At 50.9% G+C, this 20,822-nt stretch carries 22 protein-coding genes; 13 read left to right on the top strand and 9 right to left on the bottom strand.

Annotated elements, in window-relative coordinates; genetic code table 11:
- Positions 1 to 315 precede the first annotated feature (315 nt).
- Positions 316 to 633, bottom strand: a complete 318-nt coding sequence (bolA, locus tag FDX24_RS17760) for a transcriptional regulator BolA (protein ID WP_040232707.1) — start codon at positions 631 to 633, stop codon at positions 316 to 318.
- Positions 634 to 938: 305 nt separating this feature from the next.
- Here bolA and FDX24_RS17765 point away from each other — a divergent pair, with 305 nt between their 5' ends.
- The 7 genes from FDX24_RS17765 to cyoE all read left to right on the top strand — a co-directional run bounded on the left by FDX24_RS17765 (position 939) and on the right by cyoE (position 8,291).
- The gene (locus FDX24_RS17765; RefSeq protein WP_016152050.1) at positions 939 to 1,517 is read left to right on the top strand and encodes a lipoprotein; all 579 of its coding nucleotides are present in this window, start codon (positions 939 to 941) and stop codon (positions 1,515 to 1,517) included.
- Positions 1,518 to 1,561: 44 nt separating this feature from the next.
- A complete protein-coding gene (ampG, locus tag FDX24_RS17770) occupies positions 1,562 to 3,037 on the top strand; it encodes a muropeptide MFS transporter AmpG (protein WP_137364695.1) in 1,476 nt (491 codons plus the stop codon).
- Between the two features lie 459 nt (positions 3,038 to 3,496).
- On the top strand, positions 3,497 to 4,453 hold the full coding sequence (gene cyoA / locus FDX24_RS17780) for a cytochrome o ubiquinol oxidase subunit II (RefSeq protein ID WP_086523605.1): 957 nt from the start codon (positions 3,497 to 3,499) through the stop codon (positions 4,451 to 4,453).
- 11 nt (positions 4,454 to 4,464) lie between these two features.
- Complete coding sequence (gene cyoB / locus FDX24_RS17785; protein ID WP_003021610.1) at positions 4,465 to 6,456, top strand: cytochrome o ubiquinol oxidase subunit I; 1,992 nt, start codon at positions 4,465 to 4,467, stop codon at positions 6,454 to 6,456.
- Entirely contained in the window at positions 6,446 to 7,060 is a 615-nt protein-coding gene (locus FDX24_RS17790) for a cytochrome o ubiquinol oxidase subunit III (RefSeq protein WP_003021608.1), read from the top strand. The genes cyoB and FDX24_RS17790 overlap by 11 nt, the downstream gene beginning before the upstream one ends.
- The gene (locus tag FDX24_RS17795; RefSeq protein WP_003021607.1) at positions 7,060 to 7,389 is read left to right on the top strand and encodes a cytochrome o ubiquinol oxidase subunit IV; all 330 of its coding nucleotides are present in this window, start codon (positions 7,060 to 7,062) and stop codon (positions 7,387 to 7,389) included. The genes FDX24_RS17790 and FDX24_RS17795 overlap by 1 nt, the downstream gene beginning before the upstream one ends.
- A gap of 11 nt (positions 7,390 to 7,400) precedes the next feature.
- Entirely contained in the window at positions 7,401 to 8,291 is an 891-nt protein-coding gene (gene cyoE, locus FDX24_RS17800) for a heme o synthase (protein ID WP_003835956.1), read from the top strand.
- A 56-nt stretch (positions 8,292 to 8,347) separates the two neighbouring features.
- On the opposite strand, the gene FDX24_RS17805 is transcribed toward cyoE, so the two are convergent.
- The 3 genes from FDX24_RS17805 to FDX24_RS17815 are packed head-to-tail and all read right to left on the bottom strand — an operon-like array spanning position 8,348 to position 9,632.
- Positions 8,348 to 8,671: a DUF1493 family protein gene (locus FDX24_RS17805; protein ID WP_124021502.1), complete on the bottom strand. Its 324-nt coding sequence runs from the start codon at positions 8,669 to 8,671 to the stop codon at positions 8,348 to 8,350.
- Positions 8,671 to 9,138, bottom strand: a complete 468-nt coding sequence (locus tag FDX24_RS17810) for an STM2901 family protein (RefSeq protein WP_048219487.1) — start codon at positions 9,136 to 9,138, stop codon at positions 8,671 to 8,673. Before FDX24_RS17810 ends, FDX24_RS17805 begins: the two co-directional genes overlap by 1 nt.
- 11 nt (positions 9,139 to 9,149) lie before the next feature.
- Positions 9,150 to 9,632: a type VI secretion system tube protein TssD gene (locus tag FDX24_RS17815; protein ID WP_003021598.1), complete on the bottom strand. Its 483-nt coding sequence runs from the start codon at positions 9,630 to 9,632 to the stop codon at positions 9,150 to 9,152.
- Positions 9,633 to 9,814: 182 nt separating this feature from the next.
- Here FDX24_RS17815 and FDX24_RS17820 point away from each other — a divergent pair, with 182 nt between their 5' ends.
- A complete protein-coding gene (locus FDX24_RS17820; RefSeq protein ID WP_061067424.1) occupies positions 9,815 to 11,179 on the top strand; it encodes an MFS transporter in 1,365 nt (454 codons plus the stop codon).
- An 80-nt stretch (positions 11,180 to 11,259) separates the two neighbouring features.
- Here FDX24_RS17820 and FDX24_RS17825 read toward each other — a convergent pair whose 3' ends face one another.
- Complete coding sequence (locus FDX24_RS17825; protein WP_003831002.1) at positions 11,260 to 11,751, bottom strand: YajQ family cyclic di-GMP-binding protein; 492 nt, start codon at positions 11,749 to 11,751, stop codon at positions 11,260 to 11,262.
- 174 nt (positions 11,752 to 11,925) lie between these two features.
- Between FDX24_RS17825 and panE the strand changes: the two genes are divergently transcribed.
- Positions 11,926 to 12,837: a 2-dehydropantoate 2-reductase gene (gene panE, locus FDX24_RS17830; protein ID WP_003021593.1), complete on the top strand. Its 912-nt coding sequence runs from the start codon at positions 11,926 to 11,928 to the stop codon at positions 12,835 to 12,837.
- The gene (gene yajL, locus FDX24_RS17835; protein ID WP_003847587.1) at positions 12,800 to 13,390 is read left to right on the top strand and encodes a protein deglycase YajL; all 591 of its coding nucleotides are present in this window, start codon (positions 12,800 to 12,802) and stop codon (positions 13,388 to 13,390) included. Before panE ends, yajL begins: the two co-directional genes overlap by 38 nt.
- 39 nt (positions 13,391 to 13,429) lie before the next feature.
- Here yajL and FDX24_RS17840 read toward each other — a convergent pair whose 3' ends face one another.
- The 3 genes from FDX24_RS17840 to FDX24_RS17850 are packed head-to-tail and all read right to left on the bottom strand — an operon-like array spanning position 13,430 to position 17,113.
- The gene (locus tag FDX24_RS17840) at positions 13,430 to 14,218 is read right to left on the bottom strand and encodes a DmsC/YnfH family molybdoenzyme membrane anchor subunit (RefSeq protein WP_101741798.1); all 789 of its coding nucleotides are present in this window, start codon (positions 14,216 to 14,218) and stop codon (positions 13,430 to 13,432) included.
- Between the two features lie 10 nt (positions 14,219 to 14,228).
- The gene (locus tag FDX24_RS17845) at positions 14,229 to 14,777 is read right to left on the bottom strand and encodes a 4Fe-4S dicluster domain-containing protein (protein WP_170971283.1); all 549 of its coding nucleotides are present in this window, start codon (positions 14,775 to 14,777) and stop codon (positions 14,229 to 14,231) included.
- Positions 14,778 to 14,779: 2 nt separating this feature from the next.
- A complete protein-coding gene (locus FDX24_RS17850; RefSeq protein WP_137364696.1) occupies positions 14,780 to 17,113 on the bottom strand; it encodes a molybdopterin-dependent oxidoreductase in 2,334 nt (777 codons plus the stop codon).
- A 169-nt stretch (positions 17,114 to 17,282) separates the two neighbouring features.
- Between FDX24_RS17850 and FDX24_RS17855 the strand changes: the two genes are divergently transcribed.
- Positions 17,283 to 17,978 (top strand): IclR family transcriptional regulator, encoded by a 696-nt coding sequence (locus FDX24_RS17855; RefSeq protein ID WP_137364697.1) that lies wholly within the window; start codon positions 17,283 to 17,285, stop codon positions 17,976 to 17,978.
- 36 nt (positions 17,979 to 18,014) lie between these two features.
- Here FDX24_RS17855 and thiI read toward each other — a convergent pair whose 3' ends face one another.
- Positions 18,015 to 19,463: a tRNA uracil 4-sulfurtransferase ThiI gene (thiI, locus tag FDX24_RS17860; RefSeq protein ID WP_003021587.1), complete on the bottom strand. Its 1,449-nt coding sequence runs from the start codon at positions 19,461 to 19,463 to the stop codon at positions 18,015 to 18,017.
- A gap of 208 nt (positions 19,464 to 19,671) precedes the next feature.
- Here thiI and xseB point away from each other — a divergent pair, with 208 nt between their 5' ends.
- Together xseB and ispA are read left to right on the top strand one after the other, a co-directional pair.
- Positions 19,672 to 19,914: an exodeoxyribonuclease VII small subunit gene (xseB, locus tag FDX24_RS17865; RefSeq protein ID WP_003021586.1), complete on the top strand. Its 243-nt coding sequence runs from the start codon at positions 19,672 to 19,674 to the stop codon at positions 19,912 to 19,914.
- On the top strand, positions 19,915 to 20,814 hold the full coding sequence (gene ispA, locus FDX24_RS17870; RefSeq protein ID WP_048212434.1) for a (2E,6E)-farnesyl diphosphate synthase: 900 nt from the start codon (positions 19,915 to 19,917) through the stop codon (positions 20,812 to 20,814).
- Positions 20,815 to 20,822: the final 8 nt, after the last annotated feature.

Raw genomic sequence — 20,822 nt, forward strand, 5'->3', positions numbered from 1 at the left:
GGTCAACTCTTCTCCGCAAGCACAGGTTGTTGGCTTCGCGGAACTGGGATGTTCTCATAATCAATCACATTCCCTGTCGTCAGAATCATCCCGAAGACATTCCGAAAAATAAGACGCGCATTATAGCGGCATCACTTTTATGAGTCGAGAACGGTTATCGCGCGTTGCTGCGGCTTTTTTCACAATTCCCGGCTAATTTTTGTCTGAATACTGTACGACTGCCCCAGAATTCAGACAAAACAAAACGGCCCGCAGGCCGTTTTCACATAATCTGTAGCAACATACTGGAAAAGCGTCGGTTGTTGCAAATCCGTTTTACGCGATGCTTCCCGCCCCACGACACGGAGGCGATGCAAAAATCGTATCCTGCAACGCTTCCCACTCCTTAATGGTGTAGGTATGTAGGGCAAGGGCATGAACGGTTGTGGAAAGCTCTGCCGTTAACGTGCTGTAAATCATCCGATGACGATTAAGAAAACGTTCACCTGTAAAGCGATCGCTGACCAGCACAACCTTAAAGTGGCTTTCAGAACCAGCCGGGACATTGTGACGATAGCTTTCATCCACAACTTCGAGGAACACGGGTTGGAACGCTGCCCTTAATTTTTCTTCTATTTGCTCACGAATCATCATGAAATTTTCCTCCGACAACGCTGAGATGTCACCCATCCCTTTAAATACTAGCCGCTTTTACCGTTTTCATTACACCTTAGCAACAAAAAATTAGCGCTTGTCTGATTTTCTCAGCCAAATGGATGAAGTTCACTAATTCCTCACTTCGATTTATTGCAAAAAGTCCGTTTATGGTCTCCACAAAATCATAAAACGAACAACACAATGAATTTACATGCGTTACCTACTTCCCCTCATCGTTGGCGATGTTATGATGGCGGGAAATTTCTCCAACCATACAATTTAGATTCGCTGAGAGCCCTGGCATGTTTAAAAAAATCCTCGTCCCGTTTGTCGCGCTGTTCATGTTAGCTGGATGCGCAACGCCGCCGACCACTATTGAAGTCTCCCCGAAAATTACTCTGCCGCAGCAGGACCCAAGCCTGATGGGCGTGACCGTTAGCATCAACGGTGCCGACCAGCGTCAGGATCAAGCGCTGGCAAAAGTCACCCGCGACAACCAACTGGTTACGCTGACTGCGTCACGCGATCTGCGCTTCCTGCTACAAGAAGTGCTGGAAAAACAGATGACCGCACGCGGTTATATGATTGGACCAAACGGTGCTGTAAACCTGCAAATCATTGTTAGCCAGCTGTACGCTGACGTGTCTCAGGGTAGCGTGCGCTATAACATCGCCACCAAAGCAGACATCGCCATCATTGCGACCGCTGCTAACGGCAACAAGATGACCAAAAACTACCGCGCAAGCTATTCTGTTGAAGGCGCACTGCAGGCCTCTAACAAAAATATCGCTGACGCCGTTAACAGCGTGCTGACCGACACCATCGCTGATATGTCTCAGGACACCAGCGTTCACGATTTCATCAAGCAGAACGCGCGTTAATTTCTGCCCATATGGCCCGGCGTTCGTCGGGCCTATAGAAGCCCATGTCCAGTCATTACTTACGTATTTTTCAGCAACCACGTTCGGCTATCCTGCTCATGCTGGGGTTCGCCTCCGGTTTACCGCTCGCACTGACCTCGGGTACGCTCCAGGCATGGATGACGGTCGAGAATATCGATCTTAAAACCATCGGTTTCTTTTCTCTGGTCGGCCAGGCCTACGTGTTTAAGTTCCTCTGGTCCCCGCTTATGGATCGCTACACGCCGCCATTTTTAGGTCGACGTCGCGGTTGGTTGTTGGCAACTCAGGTGCTGTTACTCATTTCTATCGCCGCGATGGGTTTTCTGGAGCCTGGCACACAGCTGCGCTGGATGGCCGCGCTTGCGGTGGTGATCGCGTTTTGTTCAGCATCGCAGGATATCGTCTTTGATGCCTGGAAAACCGACGTGTTACCCGCCGAAGAACGCGGCACCGGCGCGGCTATCAGCGTGCTGGGATATCGATTAGGGATGCTGGTTTCCGGTGGGCTGGCCCTGTGGATGGCCGACCGCTGGCTGGGCTGGCAAGGGATGTACTGGCTGATGGCAGCGCTGTTGATTCCTTGTATCATTGCCACCCTATTAGCACCTGAACCGACTGACACCATTCCGGTACCTAAAACGCTGGAACAGGCGGTTGCGGCTCCGCTGCGCGACTTCTTTGGTCGTAACAACGCCTGGCTTATCCTGCTGCTCATTGTGCTGTATAAGCTCGGTGATGCCTTCGCCATGAGCCTGACCACCACCTTTTTGATCCGCGGTGTCGGATTTGATGCCGGTGAAGTCGGCGTCGTCAATAAAACGCTGGGGCTGCTGGCGACAATAGTCGGTGCGCTATACGGTGGGATCCTGATGCAGCGTCTTTCGCTGTTTCGCGCGTTACTCATTTTCGGCATTCTGCAGGGCGTATCGAACGCCGGATACTGGCTGCTTTCTATAACCGACAAGCACATGTTCAGTATGGCGACTGCCGTCTTCTTTGAAAACCTGTGCGGTGGGATGGGTACTGCGGCGTTTGTCGCCTTATTAATGACGCTGTGTAATAAATCGTTCTCCGCAACCCAGTTCGCCCTGCTCTCCGCGCTTTCAGCGGTCGGTCGCGTTTACGTTGGCCCGGTAGCAGGTTGGTTTGTCGAAGCGCACGGGTGGCCAACGTTTTATCTGTTTTCCGTGTTTGCCGCGATCCCTGGACTCCTGCTGCTGCTGGTGTGCCGCCAGACGCTGGAACATAGCTGGCAAAATGAGAGTTTTATTCCACGCACAGAGTTCCGTGGGGCGTACAATCTGGCTTTGATGACACTAGTAACGGGCTGCTGTTTGCTGGCTGTTTGGCTGTTGCTGCTCACCATGAACGCGCTGGATTACACCAGCTTCTCTTTCCTGACAGGGCTGCTTGAAGTCTCAGTCGCGGTCGCCATCTGTGGCGTCGTATTGGGTGGGTTACTGGACTATCTTGCACTACGAAAAACACGTCTGATGTAATTTTTCACATTAATTTGGCCGTTGTAATCACCCTGCGTAATTATAACGGCTAAATAAACAACAATTGATAAAAATAATATTTGTTGTTTTGTGCGCCATAGAATTTGGAAATTATTGACTCCTTTTATAAATTCTATTTTCCTTACTCGATTCAGCCAAATCAGATTTATTTTTTGTTCATCATTTGTCTTTTTATTGATAATCAATTGTTAAACAATTGTTTTATTTCCGTATTGGTTATACCAATTGCCCTCAACACCTCCCCTGCTCGCCCGCTTTCGTTATAACGTGATGTTGCAACAGGTTCTTAAAGCCGAGACGACATATATTGCAACATATGTGACATGCACGGCAGAACCCGGTAACACAGATCCAAGGATGTTTACAGTAATGTAACCTTCCCGTAAAATGCCCTCACACTTTAAACGCCACCCGGTCCCGTGGAATTGAGGTCGTTAAATGAGACTCAGGAAATACAATAAAAGTTTGGGATGGTTGTCATTAATTGCAGGCACTGCGTTACTCAGTGGCTGTAATTCTGCGCTGCTTGACCCTAAAGGACAGATTGGACTGGAACAACGTTCACTGATACTGACGGCATTTGGCCTGATGTTGATTGTCGTTATTCCTGCCATCTTGATGGCTGTTGGTTTTGCCTGGAAGTACCGTGCAAGCAATAAAGATGCGAAGTACAGCCCGAACTGGTCACACTCCAATAAAGTGGAAGCTGTGGTCTGGACGGTGCCTATCTTAATCATCATTTTCCTTGCCGTACTGACCTGGAAAACCACTCACGCTCTTGAGCCAAGCAAACCGCTGGCGCATGACGAGAAGCCCATTACCATCGAAGTGGTTTCCATGGACTGGAAATGGTTCTTCATCTATCCGGAACAGGGTATCGCTACCGTGAATGAAATCGCCTTCCCGGCGAATACTCCGGTTGAGTTCAAAGTGACATCTAACTCCGTGATGAACTCCTTCTTTATCCCGCGTCTGGGTAGCCAGATTTATGCCATGGCCGGTATGCAGACTCGACTGCATCTGATCGCCAACGAAGTCGGTACTTATGATGGTATCTCCGCAAGCTATAGCGGACCAGGCTTCTCCGGTATGAAGTTCAAGGCTATCGCAACAAAGGACCGCGCCGAATTCGACCAATGGGTTGCTAAAGCTAAACAGTCCACGAACACCATGAGCGACATGGCTGCGTTCGAGAAAGTGGCTGTGCCAAGTGAATACAACCAGGTGGAATACTTCTCCAACGTGAAACCCGATTTGTTTAAAGACGTTATTAACAAATTTATGGCTCACGGTAAGAGCATGGACATGACCCAACCCGAAGGTGAGCACAGCGCACACGAAGGTATGGAAGGCATGGACATGAGCCACGCGGAATCCGCCAACTCAAGGGGTTGAGGAAGAATACGATGTTCGGAAAATTGACGCTGGATGCAGTGCCGTTCCATGAACCCATTGTCATGGTTACGATCGCTGCCATTATCATCGGTGGTGCGGCCTTACTGGGCCTAATCACTTACTTCGGTAAGTGGACCTACCTGTGGAAAGAGTGGCTGACTTCGGTTGACCACAAACGCCTTGGCATCATGTATGTCATCGTCGCAATCGTCATGTTGATTCGTGGCTTTGCCGACGCCATCATGATGCGTAGTCAGCAAGCGCTGGCTTCTGCGGGTGAAGCGGGCTTCTTGCCACCTCACCACTACGATCAGATCTTCACGGCTCACGGCGTGATTATGATCTTCTTCGTGGCAATGCCATTTGTTATCGGTCTGATGAACCTGGTGGTTCCACTGCAGATCGGTGCACGTGACGTTGCATTCCCGTTCCTGAACAACCTGAGCTTCTGGTTCACCGTTGTCGGCGTAATCCTGGTTAACCTGTCTCTGGGCGTGGGTGAATTCGCGCAGACCGGTTGGCTGGCGTATCCACCACTTTCGGGAATAGAGTACAGTCCAAGCGTCGGGGTCGATTATTGGATATGGGCAGTCCAGTTGTCCGGTATTGGTACAACCCTGACCGGTATCAACTTCTTTGTGACCATCATTAAGATGCGTGCGCCAGGAATGACCATGTTCAAGATGCCGGTATTCAGCTGGGCGTCTCTGTGCGCGAACATCCTGATTATCGCTTCTTTCCCAATCCTGACGGTTACCGTCGCGTTGCTGACCCTGGATCGCTATCTGGGTACCCATTTCTTTACCAACGATATGGGCGGCAACATGATGATGTACATCAACCTGATTTGGGCCTGGGGCCATCCGGAAGTGTACATTCTGGTTCTGCCGGTCTTCGGGGTGTTCTCCGAAATCGCGGCAACCTTCTCACGTAAACGTCTGTTTGGTTACACCTCGCTGGTGTGGGCAACCGTGTGTATCACCGTTCTGTCGTTCGTTGTTTGGCTGCACCACTTCTTCACCATGGGTGCAGGCGCTAACGTAAACGCCTTCTTCGGTATTACCACCATGATTATCGCCATCCCGACCGGGGTGAAGATCTTCAACTGGCTGTTCACCATGTATCAGGGGCGTATCGTATTCCACTCAGCGATGCTGTGGACGATTGGCTTTATCGTGACCTTCTCAGTCGGCGGCATGACCGGCGTACTGTTGGCGGTTCCGGGTGCAGACTTCGTACTGCACAACAGTCTGTTCCTGATTGCGCACTTCCATAACGTTATCATCGGCGGCGTCGTATTTGGCTGCTTCGCTGGTATGACCTACTGGTGGCCAAAAGCGTTTGGCTTCACGCTGAACGAAACCTGGGGTAAACGCGCATTCTGGTTCTGGATCATCGGCTTCTTCGTGGCATTTATGCCGCTGTACGTGCTGGGCTTCATGGGTATGACCCGTCGTCTCAGCCAGCAGATTGACCCGCAGTTCCATCCAATGCTGGTCGTTGCCGCCTGCGGCGCCGCGCTGATTGCACTGGGTATCCTGTGCCAGCTGATTCAGATCTACGTTTCTATTCGCGACCGCGAGCAGAACCGTGACCTGACCGGTGACCCATGGGGTGGTCGTACGCTGGAGTGGGCAACCTCTTCCCCGCCTCCGTTCTATAACTTTGCCGTTGTGCCGCACGTTCACGAGCGTGATGCCTTCTGGGAAATGAAAGAAAAAGGTGAAGCGTACAAGCAGCCTGCGCACTATGAAGAAATTCATATGCCGAAGAACAGCGGTGCCGGTATCGTCATTACCGCCTTCGCAACACTGTTTGGTTTCGCCATGATCTGGCATATCTGGTGGCTGGCGATTGCAAGCTTCGCAGGCATGATCATCAGCTGGATTGTGAAAAGCTTTGATGAAGACGTGGATTACTACGTGCCGGTCCCGGAAGTCGAAAAACTGGAAAACCAGCATTTCGATGAGATTACTAAGGCAGGGCTGAAAAATGGCAACTGATACTTTAACGCACGCGACTGCCCACGCGCACGAACACGGGCACCACGATGCAGGCCAGACCAAGATCTTCGGATTCTGGATCTACCTGATGAGCGACTGCATTCTGTTCTCTATTCTGTTTGCAACCTATGCCGTTCTGGTGAACGGCACCGCAGGTGGCCCGACAGGTAAGGACATTTTTGAACTGCCGTTCGTTCTGGTTGAAACATTCCTGTTGTTATTCAGCTCCATTACTTACGGCATGGCAGCGATTGCCATGTACAAGAACAACAAGAGCCAGGTTATCTCCTGGCTGGCATTGACCTTCTTGTTCGGTGCCGGATTCATCGGGATGGAACTCTATGAATTCCATCACCTGATTGTTAACGGCATGGGCCCGGATCGCAGCGGTTTCCTGTCTGCGTTCTTCGCGCTGGTCGGCACGCACGGTCTGCACGTCACCTCCGGTCTTATCTGGATGGCAGTGCTGATGGTGCAAGTCGCTCGTCGCGGCCTGACCAGTACTAACCGTACCCGCATCATGTGCCTGAGCCTGTTCTGGCACTTCCTGGATGTGGTATGGATCTGTGTGTTCACTGTTGTTTATCTGATGGGGGCGATGTAATGAGTCATGCTAACGAGAGCGGCGGCGCATCCCATGGCAGCGTAAAAACCTACATGACAGGTTTTATCCTGTCGATCATCCTGACGGTTATTCCGTTCTGGATGGTGATGACAGGTTCTGCCTCTCCGGCCGTCATTCTGGGAACTATTCTGGCAATGGCAGTGGTACAGATTCTGGTGCACCTGGTGTGCTTCCTGCACATGAATAGCAAATCTGATGAAGGTTGGAACATGACGGCCTTTGTCTTTACTGTGCTAATCATCGCCATCCTGGTTGTGGGCTCCATCTGGATTATGTGGAACCTTAACTACAACATGATGATGCACTAAGAGCGGCGATTATGATGTTTAAGCAATACCTGCAAGTAACGAAACCAGGCATCATCTTTGGCAACCTGATCTCGGTGATTGGGGGGTTCCTGCTGGCCTCGAAAGGCAGCATTGATTATCCCCTGTTTATCTACACGCTGGTTGGGGTGTCACTGGTTGTGGCGTCGGGTTGTGTATTTAACAACTACATCGACAGGGATATCGACAGGAAGATGGAGAGGACCAAAAACCGCGTGCTGGTTAAAGGTCTGATTTCCCCTGCGGTCTCACTGGTATACGCCACCCTGCTGGGTATTGCTGGCTTTATGCTGCTGTGGTTTGGCGCGAACCCTCTGGCCTGCTGGCTGGGGGTAATGGGCTTCGTGGTCTATGTGGGCGTCTATAGCCTGTACATGAAGCGCCATTCCGTTTATGGCACGCTGATTGGCTCACTCTCCGGCGCTGCGCCGCCGGTGATTGGCTACTGCGCCGTAACCGGTGAGTTCGATAGCGGTGCGCTGATTCTGCTGGCTATTTTCAGCCTGTGGCAGATGCCGCACTCTTACGCGATTGCGATTTTCCGCTTTAAGGATTATCAGGCTGCCAACATCCCGGTACTGCCGGTGGTGAAAGGCATTTCAGTCGCAAAAAACCATATCACGCTGTATATCATCGCATTTGCTATCGCCACGCTGATGCTAACCCTGGGCGGCTATGCAGGTTATAAATACCTGATTGTTGCTGCGGCGGTGAGCGTCTGGTGGTTGGGCATGGCGCTGCGCGGTTATAAAGTGGAAGATGACAAAGTCTGGGCGCGCAAGCTGTTCGGTTTCTCCATCATCGCCATCACCGCGCTTTCCGTGATGATGTCCGTCGACTTTATGGTGCCAAACTCGCAGAACCTGCTGACTTACGTCTGGTAAAATCTGCGGATACGGAAAGGGTGCTTTGGCACCCTTTTTATTGGCAAGAAAGCTATTCAATCATATAGCCATTTCCCGGCCTTTGCTGACTCAATAATCATCCCAACTGTCAGAGGTTTTAACTCAATTTCGGGAGGCTCTTTTTTCCAGAAAGGGTATTCTTGTTCAATATAATTCCTCCCATCAAAATTCGAATATTCAATATCAAAATGTTCAAATAAATCAGCTAAAAAATCATATGCATCTTCCGGAACAAACTGAAAATCATCCTCCAGAGTCCATTCTTTAGTAACCTGCCTAAGACCAGGTCTAAACCAGCGTTCCCTGATTGGGTAATTCTTCATGATGTACTCAATAACTTCAGCTTCATAATTTCTCATCAGAAAGATGTCCACTGTATGCGATCTTTGGGTCGCGCGATGAGGTTGTATTTATCGCGGGTATGTTTTGTCACCGCGAACAAAAGCACGATTAACTGAGCATGCCCGATAAAAGGAACCCAACGACCTAAGTAAGTTGCTATTTGGTTTGTTGGAACCATCTTTAATTTGGAAAACTTCCCCATAGGAGCGTGTAGTCTTAAACCAAACGGGAACCGAGCCCCTTTCAGAAGTTTTCTACATAGAATTGATGCAATACTAGTGCCTGGGGTGTTTGTGGCTGCTGATAGTTTTCCTTTGACTGGAATAAATGGTTGGCCGATCAAAACCAGCGTAACAGCTTCCGTGGTGATACCTAATGAATCGGCCAACTGCTCGATGAATATCAAATCAAACAGTTCACCCGACGTTACGTTAGCGTGACCATGATACCAATAGGTTCCATTCGCTTCTTCAGTTGTGTCCATTCAATCACCCATTATGCCGTCTGCCGATCATTCCATGCGTCGGTATAGATAATGTTCCCGTCGCAATGCTTCCATGTGATTTTTTCGTAGCGTAATTCTATGGTTTCAAGGTGATTATTGTTCTTGTCTTCTGGCCCAGCCATCGTCGGAGAGACCGAGACAATCCGCACGCCCTCGAGCAGCATGTTGAAATACTCCACTTCCTGACCCGCATCATTGATTTTGTACCAACGAATCTCTGCAGACTTAAGATTCTGACCAGAAGCAACAGCTTTGTATAAATAGGGACTCGAGTAGTCAAACTCTTTGACGATCATCATCGGTGAATGTTGACGTGTGCCTGTTGGTTTACCCGTTGCATTATCGGTGGGAATAGAGAGATTGTGATGAAAACCTTTAAATTCAATACTGTATTCTCTTCCCTTTACGTCACACCCGCCCTTAATCAGCGCGCCACCATCGTCATAAATCCACATATTGCCTGGAATCGCCATTTTCCTTTTCCCTCTTTCCATTAGAAATAACCACAAAAAGACTACACTTGTAATTATCGCAAGTAAATTAGTTGCGACTGTAACTATTTAAGTTTCCGTGCTACACAATTCCACATATCGTAGAGGTTTACCCCATTCCTTCCCCGCTTTACACTAGGCGCGAAATTAATACAGAGGTGGGAATGAACGATTACAAAATGACGCCCGGTGAGTTGCGCGCCACCTGGGGTTTAGGGACCGTATTCTCGTTGCGCATGCTTGGCATGTTTATGGTTCTGCCAGTTCTGACCACATACGGCATGGCGCTACAGGGCGCCAGCGAAGCGCTGATAGGCCTTGCCATCGGCATTTATGGCCTGGCGCAAGCCGTCTTCCAGATCCCCTTTGGTCTGCTCTCTGACCGCATCGGCCGTAAGCCGCTTATCGTCGGTGGGCTAGCGGTATTCGTTCTCGGCAGCGTGATTGCCGCCCTTTCCGATTCAATCTGGGGAATTATTCTAGGCCGGGCTTTGCAAGGTTCCGGGGCGATTGCCGCCGCCGTGATGGCGCTGCTTTCCGACTTAACCCGCGAGCAAAACCGCACCAAAGCGATGGCGTTTATCGGCGTCAGCTTTGGTATCACCTTTGCCATTGCGATGGTGCTGGGGCCAATCGTTACCCATGCGCTGGGGTTACACGCGCTGTTCTGGATGATCGCCGCCCTTGCTACCACGGGTATCGTGCTGACCATTTGGGTCGTTCCCAATAGCACCAGCCACGTACTAAACCGTGAATCGGGCATGGTAAAGGATAGCTTCAGCAAAGTGCTGGCGGAGCCCAAACTGCTGAAGCTCAATTTCGGCATCATGTGTCTGCACATTTTGCTGATGTCCACTTTCGTCGCGTTACCAGGACAACTGGCGAAAGCCGGTTTCCCCGCCGCAGAACACTGGAAAATTTATCTGGTGACGATGCTGCTGTCCTTTGTTTCCGTGGTGCCGTTCATCATTTACGCCGAAGTAAAGCGCAAGATGAAACGCGTATTCCTCGCCTGCGTGTTACTGATCCTTATTGCAGAGATTGTATTGTGGAGCGCTAACGTGCGTTTCTGGGGTCTGATTGCGGGCGTGCAAATATTCTTCCTCGCCTTTAACCTGATGGAAGCCCTCCTCCCCTCACTTATCAGCAAAGAGTCTCCGGCTGGCTATAAAGGCACGGCGATGGGCGTTTACTCCACCAGCCAGTTTCTTGGCGTGGCGATTGGCGGTTCGCTCGGCGGTTGGGTGGTCGAAATGTTTGATGGCCAGGCGGTATTCCTGGCTGGCGCGTTGCTGGCAGCAGTTTGGTTGATTGTGGCAAGCACAATGAAAGAGCCACCGTATGTCAGCAGCCTGCGCGTGGAAATCCCACCTGAAATTGCTGCGGATGACACGTTAAAGCAGCGTCTGCTGGCAAAAGAAGGGATAAGCGAAGTGTTAATTGTGGCGAAAGAGCATTCGGCCTACGTGAAAATCGACAGCAAAGTGACCAATCGATTCGAGGTTGAGCAAGCGATAAGCCAGGCGTGAAGAGTGCCGGATGGCGACTAACGTCTTATCCGGCCTACAAATAGCGTGTGCGACCTGTAGGCCGGATCAGGCATTACGACTTAATCGCGGAAGTTTTTAAACTGGAACGGCTGGCCGAGATCGCCACCGCGAACCAGCGCCATGACGGATTGCAGGTCGTCACGCGCCTTGCCGGTTACACGGATTTCTTCGCCCTGAATCTGCGCCTGTACCTTCAGTTTGCTGTCTTTGATCAGCTTAACGATTTTCTTTTGCACTGCGCTTTCAATGCCTTGTTTAAGCTTAGCTTCAACAAACCAGGTTTTACCGCTGTGCACGAAGGTTTCCGGTACGTCCAGCGAGGTGCCTTCAATACCGCGTTTGAGCAGCTTGGCACGCAGAATATCCAGCAACTGATTGACCTGAAAATCAGACTCGCTCAGCACCTTAATCGTCTTATTTGACTCATTCAGCTCAAAAGTGGCTTCAACGCCACGAAAATCAAAGCGTGACTCGACTTCACGGCTGGCGTTATCCACCGCGTTACGGGCTTCCTGAAGATCAACTTCAGAGACAATATCGAAAGATGGCATCTTTTCCTCTCCCTTCATTTTTGATGCGAAGCATAATACCTGCAAAGTTACTCAACAGACAGCGCTATACTAGGCTGTATCCTTTCATTGTACGTGGTAGTGACATCTGCGAACAATAATGGGGTGCGGTCGATATGGATTAACACCTGGTGCTGTTGCAGGTGAGGAGGAAGAATGAAAATTACCGTACTGGGATGTGGAGCGTTAGGGCAGCTATGGCTTACAGCGCTGTGCAAACATGGACATGAGGTGCAAGGGTGGCTGCGCGTACCGCAACCCTACTGCAGTGTAAACCTGATCGACACGGATGGCTCAGTTTTTAATGAATCCCTGACGGCAAATGACCCCGACTTTTTGGCAAAAAGCGACCTGCTGCTGGTCACCCTGAAGGCCTGGCAGGTTTCTGATGCGGTAAAAGGCCTGTCTGCAATTCTGCCTGAAACCACGCCCATTCTGCTTATTCACAACGGCATGGGGACGATTGAAGAGTTACATAACATTAAACAACCCTTGCTGATGGGCACCACCACTCACGCGGCACGCCGTGACGGGAACGTCATCATTCATGTCGCTCAGGGAACAACGCGTATTGGGCCGGCGCGTGAGCAAGACGGCGATTTCAGCTATCTGGCTGAAACCCTGCAAGAGGTGCTGCCGGACGTCGCCTGGCATAACACCATTCGCGCCGAGCTGTGGCGCAAGCTGGCCGTCAACTGCGTCATTAACCCGCTGACCGCATTATGGGATTGCCCAAACGGTGAGTTACGCCATCATCCGGAAAAAATAGCGCTCATCTGCGAGGAAGTGGCAGCGGTGATCGAACGCGAAGGCCACCACACATCAGCGGATGATTTACGCTATTATGTCGAGCAAGTGATTGACAGTACGGCGGAAAATATCTCATCTATGCTGCAGGACATTCGCGCCATGCGTCATACTGAGATCGACTACATTACCGGGTATTTGTTAAAACGCGCACGCGCACACGGCATCGCCGTTCCGGAAAATGCCCGCCTGTTTGAAATGGTTAAAAGAAAGGAAAGTGAGTATGAGCGCTCAAGCACTGGTATGTCTCGCCCCTGGTAGTGAAGAAACCGAAGCGGTTACTACTATCGATCTACTGGTTCGCGGCGGAATTAAGGTCACAACCGCCAGCGTCGCCAGCGATGGCAACCTGACGATCGTGTGCTCGCGCGGTGTGAAACTGCTGGCGGATGCGCCATTAGTCGAAGTTGCCGACGGCGATTTCGACATTATCGTACTGCCAGGCGGTATTAAAGGCGCCGAGTGTTTTCGCGACAGCCCTCTGCTGGTCGAAACCGTGAAGCAGTTTCATCGCTCCGGGCGCATTGTCGCGGCAATCTGCGCCGCTGCCGCGACCGTCCTCGTCCCGCACGACATTTTTCCCATCGGCAACATGACCGGTTTCCCGGCGCTGAAAGACCAAATCCCCGCTGATCAATGGCAGGACAAGCGCGTCGTGTGGGATCCGCGCGTTAACCTGTTAACCAGCCAGGGACCGGGAACCTCAATCGATTTCGGTTTGAAAATCATTGATCTTCTGGTCAGTCGTGAAAAGGCTTACGAAGTTGCATCACAACTGGTGATGGCTGCGGGAATTTATAATTATTACGAGTAAACGAGATTGCCGGATGGTTACTGACATCCGGCAAAGGATTTAGAACCAGGGTGCCCCACTCATGACATTACTGTAAAACAGCATTCTTCCCGCCAACTCTCCCGTCGCTATTAATGCTACCCACGCCCAGCTCTGTGTACCGTAGTTCAGGCGCGATATCCCCCATATAGCAACGCAGATACTGGCAAATAACTGCCACCAAAGCAGAGGACTTGACGCATCAGCGCCAGGGATATGATAGCGGAACCACAAACCACTCATGGCCAACACGATTCCAATTACAATCCCCGCATTGCATACCTTTAAAGAGGATTTATACCAATAACCAAACGCCACCGCCACACTCATAAAACCCAGCAATACCGACGTAGCCAAAAAACCAACCGGTGTCGCAATAGTGTGCCAAAGCGGGTGCAGAGCCATCTGGTAATAAACCTGAGACGTCACAAAAATAGAGGCCAGGCCAACAAGCGCCGTCACGCCTCCCAATAGATTAATACCAGGATGTCCAGGCTTGAGCCAGCATAGCGCTAACCAGCAAAAAATCGCTGCATTTAATACAATAAACGCCACCACTTCCCTGCTAAGCCAGGATGTTCCGAACCCTGCCAGTGAACGGTATGCGCCAGTAGGTGTTCCCAGGTGCACGAGAGATGCCAAAGAGCCAAGCACCGTGATTACCCAGAATAACAATGCCAACATGCGATACTGTTTTGCATTAAATTTCAGCGTGCTGATATTCTGACATAGCGTCAGCGCCAGCACACCGCCAATCCCCCATTGCGCGAAGACGGTAAAAAAGACCAATGGCAGTTCATAGTGTTCCATTTTTCTCTCCTCAGTCCCGTGGCGCAATAATGACAATATTGGGTTTGCTGATGTTGTGGTCAGGCAGGTTGTAACGCTTCTCCAGCACCGTCCATTGGGTGGTATGCTCTTTGCGTAATTCTTCTATATCGCCAAAGCGTAATACCCCGGCAGGACAAGACTCCACACAGCGAGGTTGCAACCCTTCATCCAGGCGTTCCGCACACAGATTACATTTACTGGTTTTCCCTTCTTGCGCATCGTAAACCGGTGCGTTCCAGGGGCAAGCCATAATGCACATTCGGCAACCAATACAACGATCGTGATCCTGAACAACAATACCGTCGGCGCGCTTGGTATACGTTCCGGCTGGGCACACTTTCATACACTGCGGATCGTCGCAATGATTGCATGACATACTGATAAAGGATTGAGTATTAGGTTCATCCGTACAGCGCTCGCGAACCCGACGCCATAGCACGCCAAGCGGCGTCATATTTTCCGATTTGCAGGCCATGCTACAGGTCTTGCAGCCATAGCAGTTCTGCATATCGATAAGAAATCCATACTGTTTCGTCATGATTATGCCTCCCTTCTCACGTCAACCAGCGTACTGTTACAACAGTGGCCATTCCCCAGAACTTCCACCTGATCGTTGGTGACATGACTGCTGCTTCCCCCCTGCTGTTCCCACCAGCCATTATCCAGGCTCACAACGCCCCGTTTTATATGCGTTGTCACATCAGCAATTGCCCGGTGCTCTCCACGATGGTTGAAGACGACAACCCATTCTCCGGCCTGAATTTGGCGATTCTTGGCATCTTCCGGGTGAATCATAACGTTCGGACGATTGCGCTGAACCTCAAGGATCCATTCATTCATGCCATGGCTGGAATGTACGCTACGCGCCAGTTTGCGCTGTACCGCCATTAACGGATACTGGCTTGCCAGTTCAGGCGAACCTTTCACCGACTCTTTCACCTGTTTCCAGGTCACGACTGGTAGGAAGTCTTTTTTGGCCCACTCCTCAATATAAAAATGCGCTTTTCCGGTTGAAGTACGGAACTGCCCATCTTTGAAGGGGATCCAGTCTCCGTCGACGGGACACACCGGCCCTTTTTTCAGCATCTCACGAGTGATTTCTGAACCTTTCAGACACGCATCTATATAATGCTCAATGGGCTGATTGAAGACTTCGCCATAGCCAAAACGCTCGGCCAGACGCGCAAAAATCCAGTAATCGGGTTTAGCCTCTCCAGGGGGTTCCACCGCTTTTTCCATCAGTTGTACATAGTGGCTACGTACACCCGCCATTAAACTGACATCTTCAAAAATGGTCGTCACAGGAAGCACCAGATCGGCGTACAACGCAGATGAACTCATCAGATTATCGGCAACCACCACGAACGGCACTTTTTTAAAGGCTTCTCTGACCTGGTTCGTATTCGGCAATTGCGTCATCGCGCCCAGCGTCATGTTCCACCAAAACTTAATAGGATGTGGTTTTTCGTTAACGATCCAGTCGCCAATTTTGGAAATAGGGATCGGCGGGATTTTGGCTGCATTTGGCGCGGGGGGGATGATGGGCGAGAATTTCGCCATTTGCCTGACCCCGCCCGCATCGCAGACTCCGGAGCCACGTTTGCCGATATTGCCGGTTATTAACGCCAGATAAAACTGGCTGGCCGCAACATAAGTACCAAACTCTGTTCTCTGCGCGCCGGACATATTCTGGATAATCATTGCCGGTTGCGTTGAAGAATAGTCCCGCGCCAAACGTAAAATGGTGTGCGCTGGAACATCGGTTTCCTCCTCTACTTTTTGCACCGTCCAGGGTTTTGCCTGCGCCCAAACGTTATCTAATACGGTAGTAAAATGACTCCCGTCAGGAAGTTCATTGCTCAACAATGCGGGAACAACGCCAGGCGCATCATGTCGCTTCATGCTTTGCGTCACAGTGTCAAACACCAGATAACTGTCAGCATCCTGCGCGTCGGCTCGCATTAATTTCTGTTGCGCATCCACCAAATAAACCGCGCCGGTATGCGCCCGCAGAAAATCCGCGTCATAGCGTTTTTCCTGCATAATGATATTGATCATCCCCAGCGCCAGCGCGATATCCGTCCCCGGCACAATAGGCACCCACTCATCCGCTTTCGCAGCCGTTTCATTAAATCGGGGATCGATGACCACCAGCCGCGCTCCGTTACGTTGCGCATGCGAATAATCCTTAAAGTAAGCATGCATCGTAACGGCTGGATTATTCCCCCAGCACAGGATATAGCGACTGTCAGGTATCGTGTCGCGGGTATCCGCATACCGTAACCCCACCATCGGCATCATGGCTGCGGTGACGGCGGCGCAGCATAACGATCCTGTATGCTTTGTCGACCCGCCAAGATAATCAAAAAATGCCTTGCCCATATCATTCTTGATAGAGTCCATGTTCCCTGACGCGGCGGTTAGCAACAGGCCTTTATTACCATCGCTTGCGATCGTTTCCCTGATTTTTTGTTCAATCAGATCCAGCGCGGTATCCCAGGAAATTGGCTTAAACTTCCCTTCGCCTTTTTCTCCTGTACGCAGTAACGGCTGCGTCAAACGTAACGGGTGGTAGACCCATTTCGTGCGGCTAATTCCCCGTAAACAACACTTCACGTTAAAGCCTTTCGTCGCTTCAATTTTCATTAAGCGATCTTTCCAGACATAAGCCGTCAGGTTGCAGTGCAAACACTCCATAGCGCAGGTCGAACGAAATGTCTGATAATCCGACTGCTTAAGACGAAACCGAGGCAACGGCGTACCGTTGGCCTGACGCAATCCCAGAAACGTTGGTCCTAATGAGGCTAACCCCACCACACCTAACCCCTTTAGCAGGGTTCTTCTTTTTAAACGTATATTGCTCAAAGCATCCATGAATTTCCCTCCAAAAAGTTCACCATTAGTGAATCAATGTTCACCAATAATTAACTTGAGATAAATCACGATCTAATTACTTAGAGGTAGAGATCTTTTAAAATGCGAAGGCAGTGCGGCTTTCTGGCGCGATGGTATAATCGCGAAAGATCTAAATAAGAGAGCGTATATGACTGAAACATCGCAAGGGGTAAATTCGGTTGATATAGCCGTTAGCATTTTGACATTTGTCGCCAGTCAAAATGGACAGGCAAGGGCAATCGATATCGCCACGGGATGCGGTCTGTCAAAAAGCCGTTTACATAAATACCTGGTTTCGCTATGTCGAACGGGCATGTTGCGCCAAAACGAAAAAGGGCTTTACAGCGTAGGGGCAACAGCGCTGCAACTGGCAGAAAGCCACACTGGCGAACGCAATGCGATTAACGAGCTTAATTCCGTGCTGGTGACGTTTCGCGATAACTTTAACCACTCCACCGGTGTCGTCGTGGTTTCTGATAATGGATTAATGCTCAAACACTACAATCGTAGCTTTCGTAACGTCGATATCGATTATCTGCCCAACACGCTGGTTCCACTTCATGCCAGTGCAGCAGGGCAAGTCTTTATGAGTTTTTCCGGTTATAAAGCGCAGAATCAAGCGCAGAATGAATTGATTGAGCAGATAAAATCGCAAGGGTATGCAGTGCGTTACAACCCAACCAAGGGGATCCCCGGCGCGCAATCTATCGCCTGTCCGTTGCGAAATAGCAAAGGAGAACTGATTGCGATTGCGGTAACGATGGGCTTTTTCACAAAAGAAGCGATCCCGCAGATTGCCAGCCAATTGCTAAGCAGTGTCGCATCGCTTCACCCACAAGGCTAACGCAGCCCCGGCACAGAAAGCCGGGGCAAGTTGCAATTACGGGCGATACACCTTCACGTTTTCAAAGCCCTGCTCGCGCAGATAAAGCGCCTGCAGACGGCTCATCACCCCGCGTTCACACCACAGCAGCCAGGTTTTACTCTGGTCCAAATCGCCGAATTTAGTGCTCAGCTTGTAGAACGGCAGAGAAACGACGTCCACGCCGTCAACCTTCAGCGGTTTATCATCCTGTTCATCCACAGAACGGATATCCAGGATCACATCGTTCGGGCCGAAACCGCTCACGGTTTCCACTTCTACCACGGTTTGCTGCGTCTGCTGGGCGATATCGCGAATATCAATATTGTTCGCTTCTTCAACCACTTTATCGAGGATAGAGAAATCGAAGTTTTCTTCTTCGGCCTCAATCTTCGCTTTAACCGCTTTCACCGTCGGGCTTTTTGAAATTACACCGCAGTATTCCGGCATGGTACGAGCAAAATCCTCGGTGCCAATTTCACGCGCCAGATTGATGATGTGCTCTTTATCATGGGAGATAAGTGGGCGCAGGATCAGGGTGTCTGATACGTTATCGATCAAACGCAGGTTGGTCAGCGTCTGGCTGGACACCTGGCCCAGTGCTTCACCGGTGACCAGCGCCTGTACGCCGTAGCGCTCAGCGACTTTCGACGCCGCGCGAACCATCATACGCTTGAGAACCACGCCCATCTGGCCGTCATCAACTTTCTCCAGGATCTCACCGACCACCGGTTCAAAGTTGATAGCAACAAAACGCACGCGATGCGAACTACCGAAGCGGTTCCACAGATAATGCGCCACCTGACGAACACCGATTTCATGCGCTGCGCCGCCGAGGTTAAAGAAGCAGTAGTGCACGCGGCAGCCACGACGCATCAGCATGTAGCTGGACACGCCGGAGTCGAAACCACCGGAGATCAGCGACAGTACGTCTTCCTGCGTACCAATAGGGAAACCGCCAATACCTTCATAGCGGCCTTTAACCAGCAACAGACGGTCGTTTTCGATTTCAAGATTAACCGTCACGTCCGGCTTCGTCAGCTTCACGCGCGCGGATTCAATATGCTGGTTCAGTCCACCGCCAACATAACGTTCCACCTCAATGGAGCTAAACTCATGCTTACCACGACGTTTAACGCGTACGCAGAAGGTTTTACCTTCCAGTTGGTCGCGATACTGCACCAGTGCTTTCTCGAAAATATCGTGCATATCGGTAAACGGCACGTCTTCTACTTCGAGAATGTGGTGGATCCCCGGAATACGGGTCAGCGCGTCGCGAATGTCCAGGCGCTGGCTTTCATCTTTCGCGCGAACCTCAACGTGATCCCAGTGGCGGACAACGGCAAGGTCTTCATCATAGTGCTTTAAAACGTTACGAATGTTCCCTGTCAGAATTTTTATAAAGCGCAAACGCACAGATTGGCTTTTGATGGTGATTTCTGGGAACAATTTAATGATAAACTTCATGGCGGCAATGGTTCTTTGGCAAGTCTGAATGACTTGTAATGGGAAAAAATACAGCAGCCCATACCCTGCGGCTGCATCCAGGCGCGCAAGTATACCACCATCATGGTCATCCTGTGCACATCGCCTTACCATTGCGCGTTATTTGCTTATCAGTGCGAGTCCGTTACCATAGTCTTGTGCTGCCAATACAGAGAGTCAGACATTCATTATGCCGAAGAAAAATGAAGCGCCAGCCAGTTTTGAAACAGCGCTGAGCGAGCTGGAACAGATTGTTACCCGCCTGGAAGGCGGCGACCTGCCGCTGGAAGAAGCGCTGAACGAATTCGAACGCGGCGTACAGTTGGCGCGTCAGGGACAGGTTAAATTGCAACAGGCTGAACAGCGCGTGCAAATCCTGCTGTCAGATACTGAAGACGCCGCCCTTACGCCTTTTACACCGGATAATGAGTAAATGGATTTTACGCAGCAGCTACAGGCTTGCGTTGAGCAGGCCAACCAGGCACTGAGCCGTTTTATCGCGCCACTGCCCTTTCAGAACACTCCCGTGGTCGAAACCATGCAATATGGCGCATTATTAGGCGGTAAACGTCTGCGCCCGTTCCTGGTGTACGCGACCGGCCAGATGTTTGGCGTCAGCCTGAGTACGCTTGATGCTCCCGCTGCAGCCGTCGAGTGCATCCATGCCTATTCACTGATGCACGACGATTTACCCGCGATGGACGACGATGATCTGCGTCGCGGTCTGCCGACCTGCCACGTCAAGTTTGGCGAAGCGAATGCGATTCTGGCCGGTGATGCGCTGCAAACGCTGGCATTCTCTATTATCAGCGACGCCCCGATGCCGGAAGTGTCTGACCGTGACCGCATCGCGATGATCTCTGAACTGGCTCAGGCCAGCGGTATCGCCGGTATGTGCGGCGGCCAGGCGCTGGATCTGGCAGCCGAAGGCCATCAGGTTGAGCTGGATGCGCTGGAGCGTATTCACCGCCACAAAACCGGGGCATTGATTCGCGCCGCCGTACGTCTGGGTGCATTGAGCGCAGGCGATAAAGGGCGAGAATGCCTGGCAATACTCGACAAATACGCAGAAAGCATCGGTCTGGCCTTCCAGGTTCAGGATGACATACTGGATGTGGTAGGCGATACTGCAACATTGGGTAAACGTCAGGGTGCTGACCAGCAGCTTGGCAAAAGTACCTATCCTGCACTTCTGGGTCTTGAGCAAGCCCGGAATAAAGCCCGGGATTTAATCGAAGATGCCCGCCAGTCGCTGAATCTGCTGGCCGCACAGTCACTCGATACCTCGGCACTGGAAGCGCTAGCGGACTACATAATCCAGCGTGATAAATAAACCAACAT

The organism is Citrobacter sp. wls716, assembly GCF_005280975.1.
Classification (GTDB): Bacteria; Pseudomonadota; Gammaproteobacteria; order Enterobacterales; family Enterobacteriaceae; genus Citrobacter; species Citrobacter youngae.

Excerpts from the sequence above, each read along its gene's own strand:
- yajL (WP_003847587.1), top strand. The coding sequence starts at position 12,800 with ATGAGCGCTCAAGCACTGGTATGTCTCGCCCCTGGTAGTGAAGAAACC.
- cyoA (WP_086523605.1), top strand. The coding sequence starts at position 3,497 with ATGAGACTCAGGAAATACAATAAAAGTTTGGGATGGTTGTCATTAATT.
- FDX24_RS17820 (WP_061067424.1), top strand. The coding sequence starts at position 9,815 with ATGAACGATTACAAAATGACGCCCGGTGAGTTGCGCGCCACCTGGGGT.
- xseB (WP_003021586.1), top strand. The coding sequence starts at position 19,672 with ATGCCGAAGAAAAATGAAGCGCCAGCCAGTTTTGAAACAGCGCTGAGC.
- FDX24_RS17850 (WP_137364696.1), bottom strand. The coding sequence starts at position 17,113 with ATGGATGCTTTGAGCAATATACGTTTAAAAAGAAGAACCCTGCTAAAG.
- FDX24_RS17840 (WP_101741798.1), bottom strand. The coding sequence starts at position 14,218 with ATGGAACACTATGAACTGCCATTGGTCTTTTTTACCGTCTTCGCGCAA.
- cyoB (WP_003021610.1), top strand. The coding sequence starts at position 4,465 with ATGTTCGGAAAATTGACGCTGGATGCAGTGCCGTTCCATGAACCCATT.
- bolA (WP_040232707.1), bottom strand. The coding sequence starts at position 633 with ATGATGATTCGTGAGCAAATAGAAGAAAAATTAAGGGCAGCGTTCCAA.
- FDX24_RS17855 (WP_137364697.1), top strand. The coding sequence starts at position 17,283 with ATGACTGAAACATCGCAAGGGGTAAATTCGGTTGATATAGCCGTTAGC.
- FDX24_RS17825 (WP_003831002.1), bottom strand. The coding sequence starts at position 11,751 with ATGCCATCTTTCGATATTGTCTCTGAAGTTGATCTTCAGGAAGCCCGT.
- FDX24_RS17795 (WP_003021607.1), top strand. The coding sequence starts at position 7,060 with ATGAGTCATGCTAACGAGAGCGGCGGCGCATCCCATGGCAGCGTAAAA.
- FDX24_RS17790 (WP_003021608.1), top strand. The coding sequence starts at position 6,446 with ATGGCAACTGATACTTTAACGCACGCGACTGCCCACGCGCACGAACAC.
- FDX24_RS17815 (WP_003021598.1), bottom strand. The coding sequence starts at position 9,632 with ATGGCGATTCCAGGCAATATGTGGATTTATGACGATGGTGGCGCGCTG.
- FDX24_RS17805 (WP_124021502.1), bottom strand. The coding sequence starts at position 8,671 with ATGAGAAATTATGAAGCTGAAGTTATTGAGTACATCATGAAGAATTAC.
- FDX24_RS17810 (WP_048219487.1), bottom strand. The coding sequence starts at position 9,138 with ATGGACACAACTGAAGAAGCGAATGGAACCTATTGGTATCATGGTCAC.
- cyoE (WP_003835956.1), top strand. The coding sequence starts at position 7,401 with ATGATGTTTAAGCAATACCTGCAAGTAACGAAACCAGGCATCATCTTT.
- panE (WP_003021593.1), top strand. The coding sequence starts at position 11,926 with ATGAAAATTACCGTACTGGGATGTGGAGCGTTAGGGCAGCTATGGCTT.
- ampG (WP_137364695.1), top strand. The coding sequence starts at position 1,562 with ATGTCCAGTCATTACTTACGTATTTTTCAGCAACCACGTTCGGCTATC.
- FDX24_RS17845 (WP_170971283.1), bottom strand. The coding sequence starts at position 14,777 with ATGACGAAACAGTATGGATTTCTTATCGATATGCAGAACTGCTATGGC.
- ispA (WP_048212434.1), top strand. The coding sequence starts at position 19,915 with ATGGATTTTACGCAGCAGCTACAGGCTTGCGTTGAGCAGGCCAACCAG.
- thiI (WP_003021587.1), bottom strand. The coding sequence starts at position 19,463 with ATGAAGTTTATCATTAAATTGTTCCCAGAAATCACCATCAAAAGCCAA.
- FDX24_RS17765 (WP_016152050.1), top strand. The coding sequence starts at position 939 with ATGTTTAAAAAAATCCTCGTCCCGTTTGTCGCGCTGTTCATGTTAGCT.